The following is a 17,479-nucleotide window of genomic DNA, read 5'->3' on the forward strand; positions in this document are numbered from 1 at the left end:
TGAAACCCTCAATGTCATCCCGGGTTCTCGTCTTCGACGAGCCCCGGGATGAGGTCGAGAGATGTCGGACTGTGCGTCGGATCGATCGACGCAATCTCTCAGGCAAACTTTCAAGATCAGGTCGTGGATCGGAGAAGATCTCGCCCGTCAGTCGAACAGCGCGTCGATGTCGGTCTGGTCGACGTGGCCCGGATCCTCGTCGAGCTTCGGCCCGTTGAGCAGGCTGCTCTCGTCGTCGATGCTGACGCCGCCGGCGCTCTCGCCCATCAGGTCCTTGAACGCGTCGAGCCCGCCCCAGGCGTCGATCATCCGGTCGATGTGGTCCTCGACGAACTTCAGCACGCTGACGATCTTGCTGATGCGCTGGCCGGTCAGGTCCTGGAAGTTGCAGGCCTCGTAGAGCACCACGGTGCGGTCGAGGATCGCGTCGACGTCGGATTGGTCCTTCAGCCCGCCGGTCGAGCGCAGCACCGAGGCGTGGGTCTCGATGTCCTCGACGGCGGCCAGGATGGTGGTGGTCGCCCGCTCGGTGGCGTCGACCACGGCATCCAGCTCGCCGGCCGCCCGTCGCACGCCCTTGCCGTCGAAATCCTGCCGGTGCAGCACCGCGATCTCGTGCTTAGTCCGGCCGATCGCGGCCTTCATCACGTCGAGCTCGGTGCGCATGCCGTAGATTTCGGCCATCTCGCGCCGGCAGGCATCGATCACATCGCCGGTGGTGCTCTGGGTCAGCCGCTTCAACTCGTTGACCGTCGCCAGGATCTCGGAGATCCGGTCGTCGTTGGCCGAGGCCGGCGGCGGGGCCGCCTCGGTGGAAGCATAGGAAACGCCGAGACTGTCCTCGATGCGGAAGCGCTTGTTCTTCATGGGTCCGAGAGAGCCTGCAACGAGAGCCTGCAACCGCGGCCGCGTCGCACGGCCCACACGGGCCAATCTCGCGAAGATTGATTGCGATTTGCTGAATGCCGCGCGAAGCGCGCGACCGCGGTGACGAAGGATTCACGATGCGGCCGAATTAATGATTCGCCGCAAGGATTTAGCGAAGCGCTCACCACCTTCGTTCACCGTCCGGTCTCTGGGCCCTGCTCTCCTCGTGCCATCGCCGGCGGCTCGGCCGGGCTTCGAGGACGGGTACGATGGTGGTGCGCGGGATGGTGCTGGCCGGGGCGATCGCGGCCGCTCTCGGGACGATGCTCGGGGCCCGTCCGGCCCTGGCACAAAGCGCGCCCGGGGCCTATGGCGGCGGCTTCATCGAGTACCTGATGACGGGGCAGGACCCGGGCGCCGTCGCCCGCCCCTTACGTCCGATGCCGGTCGCCCCGGACGGCACGATCCTGACCGGCCGCGGCTACGCCGCCGACGTCTACGGGCAGCGGCCTGCCTATGCCCGCAGCGCCGGATATGCGGCCGCCGGGTATTCGGGCGCTCAGGTCGGCTATGCGCCGGCCGCGCCCGGACTCGCCCTGCATTCCGGCGACCCGGTGCCGTCGCAGGTCTATGGGTCCCAGGACGTCTACGGATCTCAGGCCTATGCCCGGCCTCGGCCGCAGGCTTATCCTCAACAGCAAGCCTACGCTCCGCCTCAATCCTACGCCTCGCAGCCCGACCCGCTCGAGGCGCCGCGTGCCCGCCAAGCGGCGCTACCGATGCAGGACCCCGCCCAGGCGGCCCGGGAGGAGGGGATCGGCCGGGCGATGGATCCGCGCTTCCAGCGCCAGGAGGTCGCCTATGACGGCGGCCAGCGGCCCGGCACCGTGGTGATCGATACGCCGTCGCGCTTCCTCTACCTGGTGCAGCCCGGGGGCCGGGCCCTGCGCTACGGCATCGGCGTCGGGCGGCCGGGCTTCACCTGGTCGGGAATGAAGACGGTCAGCGCCAAGCGCGAATGGCCGGACTGGACGCCCCCCGCCGAGATGCTGCGCCGCCGCCCCGACCTGCCCCGCCACATGGCCGGCGGCCCCGCCAACCCGCTCGGCGCCCGCGCGCTCTATCTCGGCTCGTCGCTCTACCGCATCCACGGCACCAACGAGCCGCACACGATCGGCCAGTCGGTCTCCTCGGGCTGCATCCGGATGATGAACGAGGACGTCATGGACCTCTACGAGCGCGTCCCGGTCGGCGCCCGCGTGCAGGTGATCTGACGAAACGACGACCCGACCAACGAAAAAGCCCCGCCGCGTCTCCGCGGCGGGGCCTTTCGGTCAGGACGACGCGACCGGTCAGACCCAGTCGTCGCTGCCGCTATCGCCCATGTCGCCGTCGTAGGAGGCGTCCTGGAAGCCGGCATCGTCGCCGCCGAGCGGTGCGCCGAAATCCTCGCTGCCGCCCTGGTTGCCGAAATAGTTGTTCTCGACCACGGTCTCGCCGCCGCCCATGCCGGCGCCGCCGAGGCCCGCCATGCTGCCGAGCGAGGAATGCCCGCCCGCGAAGGCGTTGCTCAGCGCGCTGCCGAGCAGCATGCCGCCCGCCGCGCCCGCCGCCATCGGCAGGGCGGTGGCGAGGAAGCCGCCGCCGGCACGCTGCGGCGCCTGCGGCTGGCCGCCCCAGGGACCGCCCTGCTGCGGGGCGTAGCCGCCCTGCTGCGGCGGATAGCCCTGCGGGGGAGCGCCGTAGCCGGGCTGCTGGCCGTAGCCGCCGCCCTGGTTGCCCCAGGCGCCGCCGCCACGCTGCGGCGGCTGCTGCGGCTCGGGCCGCGAGCCGCCGCCGAAGATGCTGGAGAAGAAGCCGCCCCCGCCGGAGCCCTGGCCCGCCCCCTGGCCGCCGCGCTGGGCCTCCGCCCGGGCCTGCTCGAGCTGCTGGTTGAGGCTCTTGATCGCCTCCTCCTGCACGTAGACGAGCTGCGCCATGGCGTAGGGAGCGTAGGGCTGGGCGCGGATCTTGTCGGCGATGAAGCGCTCCGCGTCGGCATCGCGGGGCTGCTGCGCGGCCTGCTCCAGTCGCTGGAATATGCCGTTGATGACGTCGCGTTCTTCGCTGTTCATGGAGCCGTACTCCTTCGGTTGCCGGCGGGCGGGCCCGGCCCGGCGCCCACGAGATGGGAGGGGGGCCGGCATTTGTCACGGGGAGGGAACGCTCGAGCGGAGCATTTTCGCCCATACACTGCATTACGTTTTCGACAGGTCGTCTCATCCCGGACTACGCGCCGGGGCGCTCGCCGGCAGAGCCCGCCCGCGAGGCCTGCGCTTCCGGCCTGCGCCGGCGCGCCGGCTTTCTGGCGCCCGCATCCCCTGTTAAGGGGAGCGCCGACGCGGCCCGTGCGGGGGCCTGCGGGAGGAAAGAACATGGATCGCAAGACGGTCGGTGGCGTGTCGGTGGCCCGAGTGCTGCACGATTTCGTGGTCGAGGAAGCCCTGCCGGGGACCGGGATCGCCCCGGAGGCGTTCTGGAACGGCCTCTCGGCCCTCGTGCGCGACTTAGGGCCCCGCAACCGCGCCCTGCTCGAGACCCGCGACGCGATCCAGGCCAAGATCGACGCCTATCACCGCGAGCGGGTCGGCAAGCCGGTGGACGAGGCGGCCTACAAGGCCTTCCTCACCGAGATCGGCTATCTCCTGCCCGATCCCGGCCCGGTCCAGGTGCGCACCGACAACGTCGACGACGAGATCGCCACCATCGCCGGCCCGCAGCTCGTGGTACCGACCTCGAACGCCCGCTACGCGCTCAACGCCGCCAATGCCCGCTGGGGCTCGCTCTACGACGCGCTCTACGGCACCGACGCGGTGTCGGAGGAGGGCGGCGCGACCCGCGGCGGCGGCTACAACCGCACCCGCGGCGCCCGGGTGGTGGCGCGTGCCCGCGCCTTCCTCGACCGGACCGTGCCGCTCGCCGGCGGCCGCCACGCCGACGTGGTGACCTACGCGGTCGAGGGCGGCCAGCTCGTCGGCAACATGAATACCGGCGACACCATCCCGCTCGCCCGGCCGGAGGCCTTCGCCGGCTATCGCGGCAAGGCGACGTCGCCGACCGCTTTGCTGCTGCGCCATCACGGCCTGCACGTCGAGATCGCCCTCGACCGCACCCACCGGATCGGCCGTTTCGACGCCTCGGGCGTCGCCGACGTGCTGGTCGAATCGGCGGTCTCGACCATCATGGACCTCGAGGATTCGGTCGCGGCGGTCGATGCCGACGACAAGGTCGTGGTCTACCGCAACTGGCTCGGCCTGATGAACGGCACCCTCTCGGCGGCGGTCGAGAAGGACGGTAAGCGCTTCGAGCGCAAGCTCAACCCCGACCGGGTCTACACCGCCCCCGACGGCGCGGGCGAGGTCAGCGTGCCCGGCCGCTCGCTGATGCTGGTGCGCAATGTCGGCCACCACATGTTCACCGACGCGGTGCTCGACGAGTCGGGCGCCGAGGTGCCGGAGGGCATCCTGGACGCCGCCGTGACCGCGCTCATCGCGATCCACGACCTCAAGAGCGATTCGGGCATCCGCAACAGCCGCCGCGGCTCAGTCTACATCGTCAAGCCGAAGATGCACGGCCCCGACGAGGTCGCCTTCGCGGTCGAGCTGTTCAGCCGCGTCGAGGCGATGCTGGGGCTGACGCCCAACACCCTCAAGATGGGCATCATGGACGAGGAGCGCCGCACCACGGTGAACCTCGCCGCCTGCATCAAGGCGGCGGCGGAGCGGGTGGTGTTCATCAATACCGGCTTCCTCGACCGCACCGGCGACGAGATCCACACCTCGATGGAGGCCGGGCCGGTCATCCGCAAGAACGACATGAAAGGCACGCCCTGGATCAAGGGCTACGAGGAGAACAACGTCGATGTCGGGCTGGCCTGCGGCCTGCTCGGCCGGGCGCAGATCGGCAAGGGCATGTGGGCGGCGCCCGACGCGATGGCCGACATGCTGATGCAGAAGGGGGCCCACCCGAAGGCCGGCGCCTCGACCGCCTGGGTGCCCTCGCCGACCGCCGCGACGCTCCACGCGCTGCACTACCACGAGACCGACGTGAAGGCCCGCCAGCAGGAACTGGCGCGCCGGCCGCGCTCGGCCCTCGACGAGATCCTGCAGATCCCGCTCGCCCGCTCGAACTTCGCCCCCGACGACGTGCAGCAGGAGATCGACAACAACGTCCAGAGCATTCTGGGCTACGTCGTGCGCTGGATCGACCAGGGCGTCGGCTGCTCCAAGGTGCCGGACATCCACGACGTGGCCCTCATGGAGGATCGCGCGACCTTGCGGATCTCGTCCCAGCACATCGCCAACTGGCTGCATCACGGCGTGGTGTCGGAGGCCGAGGTGATGGAGACGATGAAGCGCATGGCGAAGGTGGTCGACCGCCAGAATGCCGGCGACCCGCTCTACCGCCCGATGGCGCCCGGCTTCGACGGCCCGGCCTTCCAGGCCGCCTGCGATCTGGTGTTCAAGGGCCGCGTCCAGCCCAACGGCTACACCGAGTACGTGCTGCACGCCCGGCGCCGCGAGGCCAAGGCCGCGGGCGCGCCGGCCTGAGAGAGGGGAGGGCGCCTGCCGCGGAACGCGGCGGCGCCCTGCCTCCGCTGCCGGACCAGGGGTCAGCAGATCGCGCTGGCATTCGACATGACGTCGATCGCGTGTCCGCGATAGGACACGCCCGAGGGGCTGATATAGCTCTTGACGAAGGCCGGCAGCACGGACGTGTAGCTGCTGGTGACGACCACGGCGGCTCCGATGTCGCCGTCCCGCATGATGTTGCCGGCCGAGGCGAGCAGGTCGGCATCCGTCATGGTCGTCCGTGTGCCCGAGCAGACTTTGATCGATCCGTTGTTTTTCTGGATCATGTACATGTCGATCGCCGCATTGGGGTAACGGACGAGCGTATTGGCCCGGCGCGTGATGTAGGCGTCGATCAGGTTCGACATGCAGCTCGAGCTCTGGCAGGTCGACATCGCCCGCGCGATGACGACGGAAGCCCGGTCGACGTCCCGCTTCGTGCTGACCATGAAGACGATGTCGTGCGTTCCCGCCATCATCAGCAGGGCGAGGCTGCCGATGATGGCGAACTCCACCGAAGCCGTGCCTCGGCGGGAGCGCAGGAACGTGTCGAGGCGGGCCGGCATCGGGCTCACTCACAGCTCTATCGGCGGAAGATGACCGAGTCCTTCGCGACCAGTTCCGGGATCAGCGGGATGATCCTCGGGGCCGCCATCGTCGCACGCAGCAGGATGACGTCCTGGCTCGCCCCCGTGTCGAAGGTGCTTCCGGTGATCGCGGTCGCCGCCGTCGGCACGTTCGGGAGCTTCATCGCCTCGATCTTGATTCCGGTGGTCTGGCTCAGGCAGTTTTCGCTGAATGCGATCCTGGCACAGAACTTGGCAGTATATCCCGACTTGTCCTGCGTCAGAAGCTCCGGCTCCGGGTCCGACGCCGTCTGATAGAGCGCGTCGCTGACGGTTTGCTGCAGGTAGCAATAGATCACGAATTGCAGCAACCCGAGCACGAGCATCACCAACGGAAAGGCGATCAGGGCGAACTCGACCGCCGTCGCTCCGGATCTGCATTTCAGCATCCTGGCTGCGGGCGTCATCGCCTGTACTCGGCACGATGGAGGCGGCATTACGGGCATGAATTCTGGCAGAAGCGCAGGTAATCGATCAGCCCGCCGAAACTGTCGTCGAGCCCGGCCGCCCGCCAGGAGATTCGGTATTCCTGCTTCTTGGTCACGCTGAATTTATAGCTTCTCTCGATCCAGGTTTTCGACCAGATGCAGACATCGGCCATATATTGCTTTACGTAATCGGGATTCGACGCGGCGGTCAATGATTGATCGTCCGATTTATATTGGCTCGTCTTGGGTTCCACCCAGAGTTCGATACGTCTCGTCTGGCCATCGAGCGAGACGGTGCTCACGCCCGCCGCATTCTTTGCGACATCGCCGTCGCGCGTCAGGCCGTCGGTGTCCTGCGGGTTCGAGCAGATGACGGTGTCGTTCGGGTACTGATACGCGCCGACGTTCTTTCGGGCCGTATAGACGTAGCGGATTTCGTAGGACCCGACCGGTAGATCGAACGTCATGTTGATCGACGAGTTCGTCGTCTGGTTCTTCTGAGCGCAAGCGGTTTTCTGCGCCGCCGTCTGGGTGCCGACCCTGTTGCTGCAATCGCTGTCCAGTTCGGCGAAGGATTGGCCGTACTGGACGCCGTCGCCCGTCGCGATGGCCGAGAGCTGATCCACCTCGACGCCGGCATTCGTCGTTCCCCAGGACTGTCCCTGGCAGAGCGAACTGGGGCAGTTCGCCTTCGACATCGTGCCGAACACGCCCCAGCCCCCGACCAGTTGCCCGGCATAGCCCTCGAAGGATTCCGACATCAGAACCGTCGGGGGACCGGACGAGGACGTGGCCTGGACCGCGCAGTCGCGCATGACGGTGAAATCGAAGCTGTCCTTGTTGAGGAATGCCTTGAAGAACAGCCCGACCGAGCCGTTCGCCACGACGTGGATGTTGCCCGGGCGGACCGTCAGCGGCGGGACGGTGAGGATTGCGGAGGAGACGGTGGGCGTCGCGGTGATCTGCGCCGTCGCCGACAAGTTTCGTTCCGAACCGTTCCTGTCGGCGTAGGACTGGACCGTCGCGACGTAGCCGTTCGGCATGCTGAGGCCGTTCAGGCTCTCGACATAGACCTCGGCCTGTCGGCAGCTCAGATCGGCGGCCGAGATCAGCCGCTGCTTGTACTCGACGGCCCTGGCGAGCTCGATGCTGCCGCCGATGCCCACCATGAGGATTGGCAGCAGGATGCCGAACAGGACCGTCGTGATCCCCGTCCGGTCGTCGAGGAATCGCGAGCGGCTCCCGGGATCGAAACGCATCCTTGTCTCCGCGAGCCGCCCTGTCCGGGTGCGCTGAATTTATTCACACAATGTGTTTATAATTTCTAATCAAACATTAAAGCCTGTGCGCGTATTTCGATGATCTGCGTACAAATTGCGTCAGTCCGTATCAGCCGCCCCGCGAGGCCACCCGGCCCAACCGCGGATTCCGGTCAGGTTCGGCCGGATATGCTTTCCAGCAGATTACTTTCGGACACCATATCACCAGGCCGCGTCGGCGGAGCTTTGCTCCGCACACGCGAGCGGAACCGCTTTTTTGCGTGAAGAAGCGATCAAATCGAAAGCGTATGACGCAAAACAGCGCCCGGCCACATCGTGGCCGGGCGCTGCGCGTCGTTGTCGCTCGCTCGAGCGGCCGGCGGCGAACCGGAACCCGGCCCGCCGCGCAGGATACGATGACCTAGAGCATTCCCCGATCGCATCGCAATCGCGAAGCTCTCTAGGTTATTGATTTTGCCGCATTTTCCGACGAACTGGTATCCACTTCGTCGAAAAACGCTCTAGAACGGGATGTCGTCGTCGAGGTCGTCGTAGCGCTTCTGGTTGCCGCCGCTCGAGGACGGGGCCGGGCGCCGCTCGCCGCCGCCGGAGGACGAGCGTCCACCGCTGCTGCGTCCGCCACCGCCGCCGCCGTAATCGCCGCCGCGGCTGATCTGGCCGCCGCCCATGTCGTCGCCGCCCATCTCGGACATGCCGCCCTCGGCCCCGCCGCCGCGGCCGTCGAGGATGGTCAGCTCGCCGCGGAAGCGCTGCAGCACGATCTCGGTCGTGTACTTCTCGACGCCGGACTGGTCCTGCCACTTGCGGGTCTGGAGCTGGCCCTCGACATAGACCTTCGAGCCCTTGCGCAGGTATTGCTCGGCGACGCGGGCCAGGTTCTCGTTGTAGATCACGACCGAGTGCCACTCGGTCTTCTCCTTGCGCTCGCCGCTCGCCTTGTCCTTCCAGGACTCGGACGTGGCCAGGCGCAGGTTCACCACCGGATCGCCGGAGGCCAGCCGGCGGGTCTCGGGGTCGCGCCCGAGATTGCCCACCAGGATCACCTTGTTCACGCTGCCCGCCATCGCGCTCTCCTCTCGTTCCATCTCACTCGGGCGCAAGCCCGGCCGACGCCGCGGACCACCGCTTCGGTTCCGCGAGTTGGGCCGAACAGGCCGGGACCGGCAAGGGCAGGGGCGCCGTTTTGCCCACTACACACATGCCGACGGCCGGAGTGTGTTCTACATTTGTTCTGAGGATGAGGCAAGCGCCGTCCGGGGCTGATCCGGACGGCGCGGACGTTCAGTCGAGCGCGTCGAGCGACTGGGCCACGTCGGCGATCAGGTCCTCGATCGCTTCGAGGCCGATCGACAGCCGTACCGTGTCCGGGCCGACCCGGGCGGCCTCCTTGTCGGCGGCGGGGAGCTGGCGGTGGGTCGTGGTCGCCGGATGGATCGCCAGGGACTTGATCTCGCCGATATTGACGAGGTGCGAGATCAGGTTGAGCCCGGTGATGAATGTCTTTGCCGCCGTCTCGCCACCCTTGAAGCCGACGGTGAAGATCGAGCCGGCGCCCATCGGGGAATACCGGTTCGCCATTTCTTCCCCGGGCTGGCCCGGCAGGGACGGGTAGCTGACCCAGGCGACCTTCGGATGGTCCTTCAGGAAGGCCGCCACCGCGCGCGCGTTGGAACAATGGCGCTCCATGCGCAGGGGCAGGGTCTCGGTGCCGGTGAGCGTCAGGAAGGCGTTCATCGGCGACAGGCCGGGACCGAGGTCGCGCAGGCCGAACAGCCGGCAGGCGACCGCGAAGGCGGTCTCGGGGAAGCGCTCGGAGACGACGAGGCCGTCGTAATCCGGCCAGGGTTCGTTGATCAGGTTGTAGCGGCCGGTGCCCTTCCAGTCGAAGCGGCCGCCGTCGCAGACGAGGCCGCCGATCACCGTACCGGAGCCCGACAGGAACTTCGAGGTCGAGTGGACCACGATGTCGGCACCGTGCTCGATCGGCCGGATCAGGGCCGGGGAGGCCAGCGTGTTGTCGACGACGAGCGGCAGGCCGTGCCTGTGCGCCACCGCGGCGACCCCTTCGAGGTCGATCACCGTGCCGCAGGGATTGACGATCGATTCGCAGACGATCGCCCGGGTCCTGTCCGTGATCGCCGCCTCGAAATCCTCCGGCGTCAGGCCGCGGGTGAATTGCGGTACCAGCTCGTAGCGGCCCTCCAGCCGGCGCATCAGCCCGAGCGAGCCGCCGAACAGCCGCGACGAGGCGACGTAGGCGTCGCCCGACTGCATCAGGGTCATCAGCACGAGCAGCATCGCCGACTGGCCGGAGGCCACCGCCACCGCCGCCTTGGCGCTCTCCAGCGCGGCGACCCGGCGCTCCAGGGCCGCGACGGTCGGGTTCGAGCCGCGGGAATACGAGAAGCCGGTCGCCCGCATGGCGAAGATGTCGGCGGCCTGCTCGTTCGATTCGAACACGAAGCCGTTGGTGAAGTAGATCGGCTGCGCCCGGGCGCCGGTGGCCGGGTCCGGAGCGGTGCCGGCATGGACGGCCCGGGTGGCGAAATGCAGCTTGGTCGGATCGGTCATCGGGGTCGTCCGTCGATAAGGTCGCTCAGGCGGCGCGGCGCACGGTGTCGTGGAGGGTCCGCACCAGGGCCGAGGGCGCGTAAGGCTTGGGGATGAAGCGCGCGCCCGGCGGCATGTCGTGCGGGCCGGGGCTGCCCATGCCGGAGACCACCAACACGGGGATGCGCGGCCAGCGCCGCGACACCAGGCGGGCGAGGGCGAAGCCGTTCATCGAGCCGAGCGGCATGTCGACGTCGGTCATCAGCAGCTCGACGTCGGGGCGGCTCTCCAGCACCTTGAGCGCATGGTCGGCGTGGGGGGCCTCCAGCACGGTGAAGCCGGCCTCCGCCAGGGTGTCGGCGGCCTCCATCAGCAGTAATCCGTCATCTTCGACGAGGAGCACCACGGGCGCCGCGTCGCAAGGAGAGGCAGGCCCCTCCGGCGGCAGGTCGTGGGGCGTTCGGTCCGGATCAGATGTCATCGCGGCCAATGCGGGCGGGGGGCGAAAGGTTGCTGCCTATGGGGCCGCATGCCGGGGGTCAAGCGTGGCCGGACGCGTCGCCGGACCGTGCGTCAGGGTGCCCCGCTGCCGGAACCATTCTCGAACTTCCTCATAGAAGACCACTCTGCCCCGTTCCGGCGACTGCCAGGCAGGCCCGTTCAGGCGACCTTTACACGGTCCCGTCCTGGTGACGGCTACGCAGTCCCATCCTGCATCGCCGCGAGCGGCGCTTCGAGGTCCATCACGACGCCCTCGGGCGGGAAGCGCAGGCTGACCCGGCCGCCGAAGCTGTGCACCAGGCTGCGCTGGATCAGCCGCGAGCCGAACCCCCCGCGGGTCGGCGGCGCGACGGGCGGGCCGCCGCTCTCCTGCCAGCGCAGACGCAGGACGGTCCCGGCCTCCTCCACGAGGTTCCAGGTGACGGCGACGCGGCCCGCCGGGCTCGACAGGGCGCCGTATTTCGCCGCGTTGGTGGCGAGTTCGTGCAGCATCAGGGACAGGGTCAGGACCGAGCGCGGCCCGAGGCTGACGCCGGGCCCGGCGGCGGCGAAGCGGCCGGCCACCGCATCGATATGCGGTGCCATCACCCCCGCGACGACCGCCGCGAGGTCGGCTTCCGCCCAGGCACCGCGGATCAGCACGTCGTGGGCGTCGGAGAGCGCCATCAGCCGGCCGTTGAACGCCTCCATCGCCACGTCGAGGGTGGGGGCGCTGCGCAGGGTCTGGGCGGCGACCGCCTGGACCAGCGCCAGGGTGTTCTTCACCCGGTGCGCCATCTCCTGCATCAGTAGGGCCTGCTGCTCCTCGGCTCGTTGCGCCTCGGTCACGTCGCGGGCGACCGCCAGCAGGCGCTCCGGGGCGCCGTCGGGCCCGTGGATGGCCGAGACCACCACGTCCCACCAGCGCAGATCGCCGCCATGGCCGGACGGGGCGCGGAAGCGGCCGGTGCGCCCGGCCCGCGCGGCGGCGAGCGCCACCTCGGCGGTCGTGCGGTCCTCGGGGTTCGGCCACGAGGCGGCCCAGGGCGTGCCGATGACCGGCGCATCGGCCTTGTCCACGGCGATGCGGCCGCCCTCGCTCAGCCACTGCACGGTCCCGTCGAGGGCGAGCACCTGGATGCCGTCGCGGCTCGCCGCCAGGAGCCGGGCGGTGAAGGCCTCGCTCGCGCGCAGCCGCGCGTTCAGCTCCTCGGCGGTGGCGAGGCGCGCCTCCCACTCGGCCGGCGAGCCGGAAAAGCCGGGCTGTCCCCATGCCTTCCGGGCCGGCCGGACATCCGGGACCTGTCGCGGCTCGAAGTCCCGGGACTCGATATCCCGGGATTCCCGGAGCAGGGCGCGCAGGCGGGCCGTCTCCTCGCGGATCGCGCGCCGACGCGCGGCCTCGTCGCGGGAGGCGCGTTCGGCGTCGGCGTCGTGGGCGACCATCGCACCAGCCTCCAGACCCGCTCCGGGCGGCATGCGTCCCGACCGGCGCGGATCGGCTCACCCGGCGCCGAAACTGAACGTGCCCAATAGATCACGGGACCAGGCTTGGCCGCAATGCTTGCGGGAATTTTTCCCTGTCCGCGCTCCCACAACGGCAGGTGCGCCGGCCGCGTGCGATCGTCGCGGCCGGTCATCCGGTGTCCGATCGATCGCTCCGCGATGCGAAAACCGGATCCCTGGCGGCTCAGGCGAGCGCCTGGTCGAGATCGGCGATCAGGTCGCGCGGATCCTCGATGCCGACCGAGAGGCGCACCACCTCCGGCCCGGCGCCGGCCCGGGTCTTCTGCTCGTCGGTGAGCTGGCGGTGGGTGGTCGAGGCCGGGTGGATCACCAGCGAGCGGGTGTCGCCGATATTGGCCAGGTGGGAGAACAGCTTGAGGTTCGAGACGAGCGCCACGCCGGCCTCGTAGCCGCCCTTGAGGCCGAAGGTGAACACCGCGCCGGCGCCGTGCGGGCAGTACCGCTTGTGCAACTGATGGTAGCGGTCGCTCTCCAGGCCCGGATAGCTGACCCAGGCCACCGCCGGGTGGCGGCTCAGGTGCTCGGCCACCGTCTTGGCGTTGTCGGAATGGCGCTGCATGCGCAGCGGCAGGGTCTCGATGCCGTTGATGATCAGGAAGGCGTTGAACGGCGACAAGGCCGGGCCGAGGTCGCGCAGGCCCAGGACCCGCACGGCGATGGCGAAGCCGAAATTGCCGAAGGTCTCCGACAGGACCATGCCGGCATATTCCGGCCGCGGCTGCGACAGCATCGGGTAGCGGGCGTCGCCCGCCCAGGTGAACGAGCCGCCGTCGACGATCAGCCCGCCGATCGAGTTGCCGTGGCCGCCGAGGAACTTGGTGGCCGAGTGGACCACGATGTCGGCGCCGTGCTCGAACGGGCGGATCAGGTACGGCGTCGCCATGGTGTTGTCGACGATGAGCGGGATGTTGTGGCGCTTGGCGACCGCCGCGATCGCCGCGATGTCGGTGATGACGCCGCCCGGATTGGCGATCGATTCGATGAAGATCGCCTTGGTGCGCGGGGTGATCGCCGCCTCGAACGACGCCGGATCGTCGGTATCGGCCCAGACGACGGTCCAGCCGAAGTTCTTGTAGGAGTGGTTGAATTGGTTGATCGAGCCGCCATAGAGCTTGTTGGCCGCGATGAACTCGTCGCCCGGCTGCATCAGGGCGTGCATCACCAGGAACTCGGCGGCGTGGCCGGAGGCCACCGCGACGGCGGCGGTGCCGCCCTCGAGGGCGGCGATGCGCTCCTCCAGCACCGCGTTGGTCGGGTTGGTGATGCGGCTGTAGATGTTGCCGAAGGCCTGGAGCCCGAACAGCGAGGCGGCGTGGTCCACGTCGTCGAACACGAACGAGGTGGTCTGGTAGATCGGCGTCGCCCGGGCGCCGGTGGCGGCGTCCGGCGCCGCGCCGGCATGGATCGCGAGGGTGTTGAAGCCGGGCTGGCGGTCGGTCATGGCGTCCTCGGGCGTCGGTTGTTGCGACGTGCTTAGGACCGGGTGGGCCGGAGGGTCAAGCGCCGCCGCAGGCCCGCTCGCCTAGTAAAACCGAACTTTTTGCTGTGCTGGCGGGCTTCTCGACAACTCGGTAGAAGCAAAGTCCACAAATCGGATGACTTGAGAAAAATCGATCTCGCTCGACCCGAGTGCCGGGCGGACGACGACACCTCGCCCGCCCAGGCACCCCTCAGCGATAATGCCGATGCCGGCGATGATCGTGATGATGCCGGCCACGCAGGTTCGTGCGGTAGGCGCGCCGGCCCGGATCGATGCCGAGCACGCCATTGACGCCGCCGACGGCACCACCCACTGCGCCTCCGACGATGCCGCCGACCGGGCCGGCGACGCGGTTGCCCTCGCGGGCGCCGCGCTGCATCCCGCCGGGAATACCCTGCGCCTCGGCTGTGCCGGTGAGTGCGAATGTCGAGAGGGCGAGAGCGGCAAGCAGCGCGAGCTTCATGATCGTCACTCCGAGGCGGCCGGCGGAAGCCGGCCCTTCGAAGCGATAACGGCCGAGCGGGGCACAAGGTGGCGGACGCCTTGCGCGATCCGCCACCGTCGTTACCGAAACGTCACAGGGCCGACGAGCCCGCGCGGCCTCAATGGTGCTGGTGCCCGCCCGCGGCCTCCGGCGCCGAGGCGCCGATGGCGCCGACCGCGAAGCGCACCGGCACCGTCCCGGCGCGGGCGAAGGTGAGGGTGCCGTCGAGCGTGTCGCCGGCCTTCACCGGGCCGGTCAGGTCCATGAACATCAGGTGGTAGCCGCCGGGCTTGAGCACCACGGTCTCGCCGGGCTTGATGACGAGGCCGGATTCGACAGGCGCCATCTTCGCCACGCCCTTGTCCATCGCCATCTGGTGCACCTCGCCGCGGGGTGCCAGCGGGATCGAGGCCGAGAGCAGCCGGTCGGGCTCCTTGCCGGTATTGGTCACCTGCAGGTAGCCGCCCGCCACCTTGGCGCCGCCCGGGGTCGCGCGGATCCAGGGCTGCTCGATGGTGAGGTCGCCGGCCTTGATCGACGTGGTGGCGGGGGACATGGAGGCGGGAGCCGCCGGCGCGGCAGTCGCGGCGGCCGCGACGATGCGCACACCCGGCGCCGGGGAGGAGAGGTCGCGGGCCGCCTGGCCGGCGGCCGGCACCTGGCTCCAGTCGGCGGTCGTGCCGTCGCAATCCTGGCGCACCGGGAAGTAGACAATGCCGCCCGGCGCGACCGCATCGGTGAGGCGGGCCTGGAACACGAACTCGTCGTACTGGTCGTCGGGCAGCGAGCCGCCGGTCCAGGAGATCGTCTTCACGCCCTCCGACACGGTGCCGTGATAGGACGGATAGGCGCGGCTGTAGGCCCCCTTGGTGGTGGCGAGCTGCCAGCCCGGCTTCGGCATCGGCTTTGCCGCGATCACGCCCTCGGGAATCGTGACGGTGACGCCGGTGGTCGGCTTGCCGTCGCAGCCATGGCCGATCTGGACTACGCCGCGATAGGTCTGGTTCGGGCCCGCCTGTTTCACGCCGAGCACGGCATGGGCGAAGGCGGGAGCGGCAAGGAGGGAGAAGGCGGCGGCGAGGCCGGCGCGAAGCGGGAAGGTCATGGAATCGGGTCCGAATGAGTCGCGGGACGGGGAGGGGGCAGCAGTGCTTGCCCGATGGACGTCACGCGACGGGGGGACCGCGGGCGGAAGCGGGCCGGGCGGGCGACGCATGCGCCGGAGCCGTTCCCGCCAGGGACCACGACAGGACGACCGCGATCCGGGGCGGCCAGGCCTCCGCTGACGCGGGGGCCGGTGGGGCGAGGGGGGTCGGACAGGCGAGCGTGCAGCAGGAATGGACGCGACCGAGCGGCTCGCTTCCCGCCGGAGCCTGATGCGTCTGGCAGAGGATGCCGGCGCTCGCCGCAGCCGGGCCGGGTGCGAGGCCGGTCAGGAAGGCTTGCAGCACGAGACCGTAGAGCGACAGCATCGCGGCGAGCGCGCGCCAACGCGCCGTGCCTGCCAATCCGTGCCGGAGATCGCTCATCCGCCCGACATAGCCGAGCCGATGCGGTTCCGCCACTTTCCGCGAGCCTGCCGGCCAGCGCGTGCGTTGCACAATTACCGCAGTCCACAGCCGAGCTCTGGTCTCCACGACGGCGCCCGCCCGGCGCCACATTCTGGCCCGCTCCTCATAGTGTCTTAACCGCATCCCGGCACCGTCACGGGCCATAGAATGGGGCGCAACACGGCATCCACGTCCGATTTGCCGTCGTCAGCGTCCCGCGTCACAGGTTCGAGAGCAGAATTCCCATGCTGACACGCGTTTCCCTCACCGGTTCGCTCGGCCTGGCTCTCCTGGCCGCCACCGCCCTTCCGGCCCTGGCGCAGCAGGACCGGGGCGGCGGGCTGGCCCAGGCCGAGTGGGCGCAGAACTACGATTCCGCCGCCACGATGCGGGTGCAGCGCTCCAATACGCCGATCCTGTCGCCCCAGACCCTGGCGGCGACCGAGCAGATGGTCGAGCGCTACCGCGACATCGTGGCCCGCGGCGGCTGGCAGGCGGTGGCGGGTGCCGAGCGCCTGCGCGTCGGCTCGAAGAGCCCGGCGGTGACGGCGCTCCGCCAGCGCCTGATCGTCTCCGGCGACCTCGACCCGGCCGCCGGCTCCTCGCCGGTCTACGATTCTTACGTCGAGGCCGGCGTGCGCCGCTTCCAGGCCCGCCACGGCCTGAACCAGACCGGCGCGATGAACGTCACCACCGTCCAGGCGATGAACGTCCCGGCGGACGTGCGCCTGCGCCAGCTCGAGCTGAACGCGGTGCGCCTGCGCTCCTATTCGGGCAATCTCGGCGAGCGCTACGTCATCGTCAACATCCCGGCGGCCCTGGTCGAGACGGTCGATGGCGACCACGTCGCGACCCGCCACGCCGCCGGCGTCGGCAAGATCGACCGCCAGTCGCCGATCATGAACGCCAAGATCCAGGAGGTGAACTTCAACCCCTACTGGACCGTGCCGGCCTCGATCATCAAGAAGGACCTGATCCCGAAGATGCAGAAGGATCCGGCCTATTTGACCGACAACAAGATCCGCATCTTCAACGGCGACCGCGAGATCCCGCCGTCGCAGGTCAACTGGCACTCGGACGAGGCGACCCGCTACCGCTTCCGCCAGGATCCGGGCGTCGACCTGAACTCGATGGGCTTCGTGCGGATCAACATCCCGAACCCGCACGGCGTGTACATGCACGACACGCCGGCCAAGGGCATCTTCGGCGACGATTTCCGCTTCGTCTCCTCGGGCTGCGTGCGCGTGCAGAACGTGCGCGAATACGTCTCCTGGATCCTCCAGGGCACCCCGAACGCCAACCCGGACACGATCGAGGCGATCATCCAGGGCGGCCAGCGGGTCGATGCCAAGCCGGTGGCGCCGATCCCGGTCTACTGGACCTACATCACCGCCTGGTCGACCCCGGACGGCCTCGTGCAGTTCCGCGACGACATCTACAAGCGTGACGGCGCCGGCGCCCCGACCGCCTCGATGGCCGCCGCCGCCGCCGGCCCGCGCAACTTCAACCCCGACGCACCCGACGACGACCGGACCAACTGATCGCCGTTCGACAGTCTGAATCGACGACGGCCCGGGCTTCGCGCCCGGGCCGTTTT

Annotated in this window: 16 protein-coding genes; 3 read left to right on the forward strand and 13 right to left on the reverse strand. The window is 69.2% G+C overall.

From position 1 onward, the window contains the following. Positions 1-147: 147 nt before the first annotated feature. Positions 148-867, reverse strand: a complete 720-nt coding sequence (locus tag AC3AOF_RS19990) for a protein phosphatase CheZ (RefSeq protein WP_236989223.1) — start codon at positions 865-867, stop codon at positions 148-150. A gap of 323 nt (positions 868-1,190) precedes the next feature. On the opposite strand from AC3AOF_RS19990, the gene AC3AOF_RS19995 reads away from it, so the two are divergent. Next, a complete protein-coding gene (locus tag AC3AOF_RS19995; protein ID WP_488349022.1) occupies positions 1,191-2,141 on the forward strand; it encodes a L,D-transpeptidase in 951 nt (316 codons plus the stop codon). Between the two features lie 78 nt (positions 2,142-2,219). On the opposite strand, the gene AC3AOF_RS20000 is transcribed toward AC3AOF_RS19995, so the two are convergent. After that, positions 2,220-2,981, reverse strand: a complete 762-nt coding sequence (locus tag AC3AOF_RS20000) for a DUF2076 domain-containing protein (protein WP_236989221.1) — start codon at positions 2,979-2,981, stop codon at positions 2,220-2,222. A gap of 300 nt (positions 2,982-3,281) precedes the next feature. Here AC3AOF_RS20000 and AC3AOF_RS20005 point away from each other — a divergent pair, with 300 nt between their 5' ends. Beyond that, positions 3,282-5,456 (forward strand): malate synthase G, encoded by a 2,175-nt coding sequence (locus AC3AOF_RS20005; RefSeq protein ID WP_488346291.1) that lies wholly within the window; start codon positions 3,282-3,284, stop codon positions 5,454-5,456. 62 nt (positions 5,457-5,518) lie between these two features. Here AC3AOF_RS20005 and AC3AOF_RS20010 read toward each other — a convergent pair whose 3' ends face one another. The 11 genes from AC3AOF_RS20010 to AC3AOF_RS20060 form a co-directional block, all read right to left on the reverse strand. Further along, entirely contained in the window at positions 5,519-6,043 is a 525-nt protein-coding gene (locus tag AC3AOF_RS20010) for a TadE/TadG family type IV pilus assembly protein (protein ID WP_236989219.1), read from the reverse strand. A gap of 17 nt (positions 6,044-6,060) precedes the next feature. Next, the gene (locus AC3AOF_RS20015) at positions 6,061-6,510 is read right to left on the reverse strand and encodes a TadE family protein (RefSeq protein ID WP_236989218.1); all 450 of its coding nucleotides are present in this window, start codon (positions 6,508-6,510) and stop codon (positions 6,061-6,063) included. 29 nt (positions 6,511-6,539) lie between these two features. Further along, positions 6,540-7,790, reverse strand: a complete 1,251-nt coding sequence (locus tag AC3AOF_RS20020; RefSeq protein ID WP_488346292.1) for a TadE/TadG family type IV pilus assembly protein — start codon at positions 7,788-7,790, stop codon at positions 6,540-6,542. Positions 7,791-8,311: 521 nt separating this feature from the next. Continuing rightward, entirely contained in the window at positions 8,312-8,875 is a 564-nt protein-coding gene (gene ssb / locus AC3AOF_RS20025) for a single-stranded DNA-binding protein (protein WP_236989216.1), read from the reverse strand. Positions 8,876-9,092: 217 nt separating this feature from the next. After that, positions 9,093-10,382, reverse strand: a complete 1,290-nt coding sequence (locus tag AC3AOF_RS20030; RefSeq protein WP_488346293.1) for an O-acetylhomoserine aminocarboxypropyltransferase/cysteine synthase family protein — start codon at positions 10,380-10,382, stop codon at positions 9,093-9,095. A 25-nt stretch (positions 10,383-10,407) separates the two neighbouring features. Beyond that, entirely contained in the window at positions 10,408-10,731 is a 324-nt protein-coding gene (locus tag AC3AOF_RS20035; RefSeq protein ID WP_236992731.1) for a response regulator, read from the reverse strand. Positions 10,732-11,057: 326 nt separating this feature from the next. Further along, positions 11,058-12,287 (reverse strand): sensor histidine kinase, encoded by a 1,230-nt coding sequence (locus AC3AOF_RS20040; RefSeq protein WP_488346294.1) that lies wholly within the window; start codon positions 12,285-12,287, stop codon positions 11,058-11,060. A 244-nt stretch (positions 12,288-12,531) separates the two neighbouring features. Next, positions 12,532-13,809, reverse strand: a complete 1,278-nt coding sequence (locus AC3AOF_RS20045) for an O-acetylhomoserine aminocarboxypropyltransferase (RefSeq protein WP_488346295.1) — start codon at positions 13,807-13,809, stop codon at positions 12,532-12,534. Between the two features lie 229 nt (positions 13,810-14,038). Then, the gene (locus AC3AOF_RS20050; protein ID WP_236989212.1) at positions 14,039-14,311 is read right to left on the reverse strand and encodes a hypothetical protein; all 273 of its coding nucleotides are present in this window, start codon (positions 14,309-14,311) and stop codon (positions 14,039-14,041) included. A gap of 139 nt (positions 14,312-14,450) precedes the next feature. After that, a complete protein-coding gene (locus tag AC3AOF_RS20055) occupies positions 14,451-15,437 on the reverse strand; it encodes a copper chaperone PCu(A)C domain-containing protein (protein ID WP_488346296.1) in 987 nt (328 codons plus the stop codon). A 61-nt stretch (positions 15,438-15,498) separates the two neighbouring features. Continuing rightward, the gene (locus tag AC3AOF_RS20060; RefSeq protein WP_488346297.1) at positions 15,499-15,897 is read right to left on the reverse strand and encodes a hypothetical protein; all 399 of its coding nucleotides are present in this window, start codon (positions 15,895-15,897) and stop codon (positions 15,499-15,501) included. A 230-nt stretch (positions 15,898-16,127) separates the two neighbouring features. On the opposite strand from AC3AOF_RS20060, the gene AC3AOF_RS20065 reads away from it, so the two are divergent. Beyond that, the gene (locus AC3AOF_RS20065) at positions 16,128-17,423 is read left to right on the forward strand and encodes a L,D-transpeptidase family protein (protein WP_236989209.1); all 1,296 of its coding nucleotides are present in this window, start codon (positions 16,128-16,130) and stop codon (positions 17,421-17,423) included. Positions 17,424-17,479: the final 56 nt, after the last annotated feature.

The sequence above is a fragment of the Methylobacterium sp. 142-1Y genome, from assembly GCF_057747795.1.

Excerpts from the sequence above, each read along its gene's own strand:
- AC3AOF_RS19995 (WP_488349022.1), top strand. The coding sequence starts at position 1,191 with ATGCTCGGGGCCCGTCCGGCCCTGGCACAAAGCGCGCCCGGGGCCTAT.
- AC3AOF_RS20065 (WP_236989209.1), top strand. The coding sequence starts at position 16,128 with ATGCTGACACGCGTTTCCCTCACCGGTTCGCTCGGCCTGGCTCTCCTG.
- AC3AOF_RS20040 (WP_488346294.1), bottom strand. The coding sequence starts at position 12,287 with ATGGTCGCCCACGACGCCGACGCCGAACGCGCCTCCCGCGACGAGGCC.
- AC3AOF_RS20035 (WP_236992731.1), bottom strand. The coding sequence starts at position 10,731 with ATGGAGGCCGCCGACACCCTGGCGGAGGCCGGCTTCACCGTGCTGGAG.
- AC3AOF_RS19990 (WP_236989223.1), bottom strand. The coding sequence starts at position 867 with ATGAAGAACAAGCGCTTCCGCATCGAGGACAGTCTCGGCGTTTCCTAT.
- AC3AOF_RS20055 (WP_488346296.1), bottom strand. The coding sequence starts at position 15,437 with ATGACCTTCCCGCTTCGCGCCGGCCTCGCCGCCGCCTTCTCCCTCCTT.
- AC3AOF_RS20020 (WP_488346292.1), bottom strand. The coding sequence starts at position 7,790 with ATGCGTTTCGATCCCGGGAGCCGCTCGCGATTCCTCGACGACCGGACG.
- AC3AOF_RS20015 (WP_236989218.1), bottom strand. The coding sequence starts at position 6,510 with ATGACGCCCGCAGCCAGGATGCTGAAATGCAGATCCGGAGCGACGGCG.
- AC3AOF_RS20010 (WP_236989219.1), bottom strand. The coding sequence starts at position 6,043 with ATGCCGGCCCGCCTCGACACGTTCCTGCGCTCCCGCCGAGGCACGGCT.
- AC3AOF_RS20045 (WP_488346295.1), bottom strand. The coding sequence starts at position 13,809 with ATGACCGACCGCCAGCCCGGCTTCAACACCCTCGCGATCCATGCCGGC.
- AC3AOF_RS20050 (WP_236989212.1), bottom strand. The coding sequence starts at position 14,311 with ATGAAGCTCGCGCTGCTTGCCGCTCTCGCCCTCTCGACATTCGCACTC.
- ssb (WP_236989216.1), bottom strand. The coding sequence starts at position 8,875 with ATGGCGGGCAGCGTGAACAAGGTGATCCTGGTGGGCAATCTCGGGCGC.
- AC3AOF_RS20000 (WP_236989221.1), bottom strand. The coding sequence starts at position 2,981 with ATGAACAGCGAAGAACGCGACGTCATCAACGGCATATTCCAGCGACTG.
- AC3AOF_RS20005 (WP_488346291.1), top strand. The coding sequence starts at position 3,282 with ATGGATCGCAAGACGGTCGGTGGCGTGTCGGTGGCCCGAGTGCTGCAC.
- AC3AOF_RS20030 (WP_488346293.1), bottom strand. The coding sequence starts at position 10,382 with ATGACCGATCCGACCAAGCTGCATTTCGCCACCCGGGCCGTCCATGCC.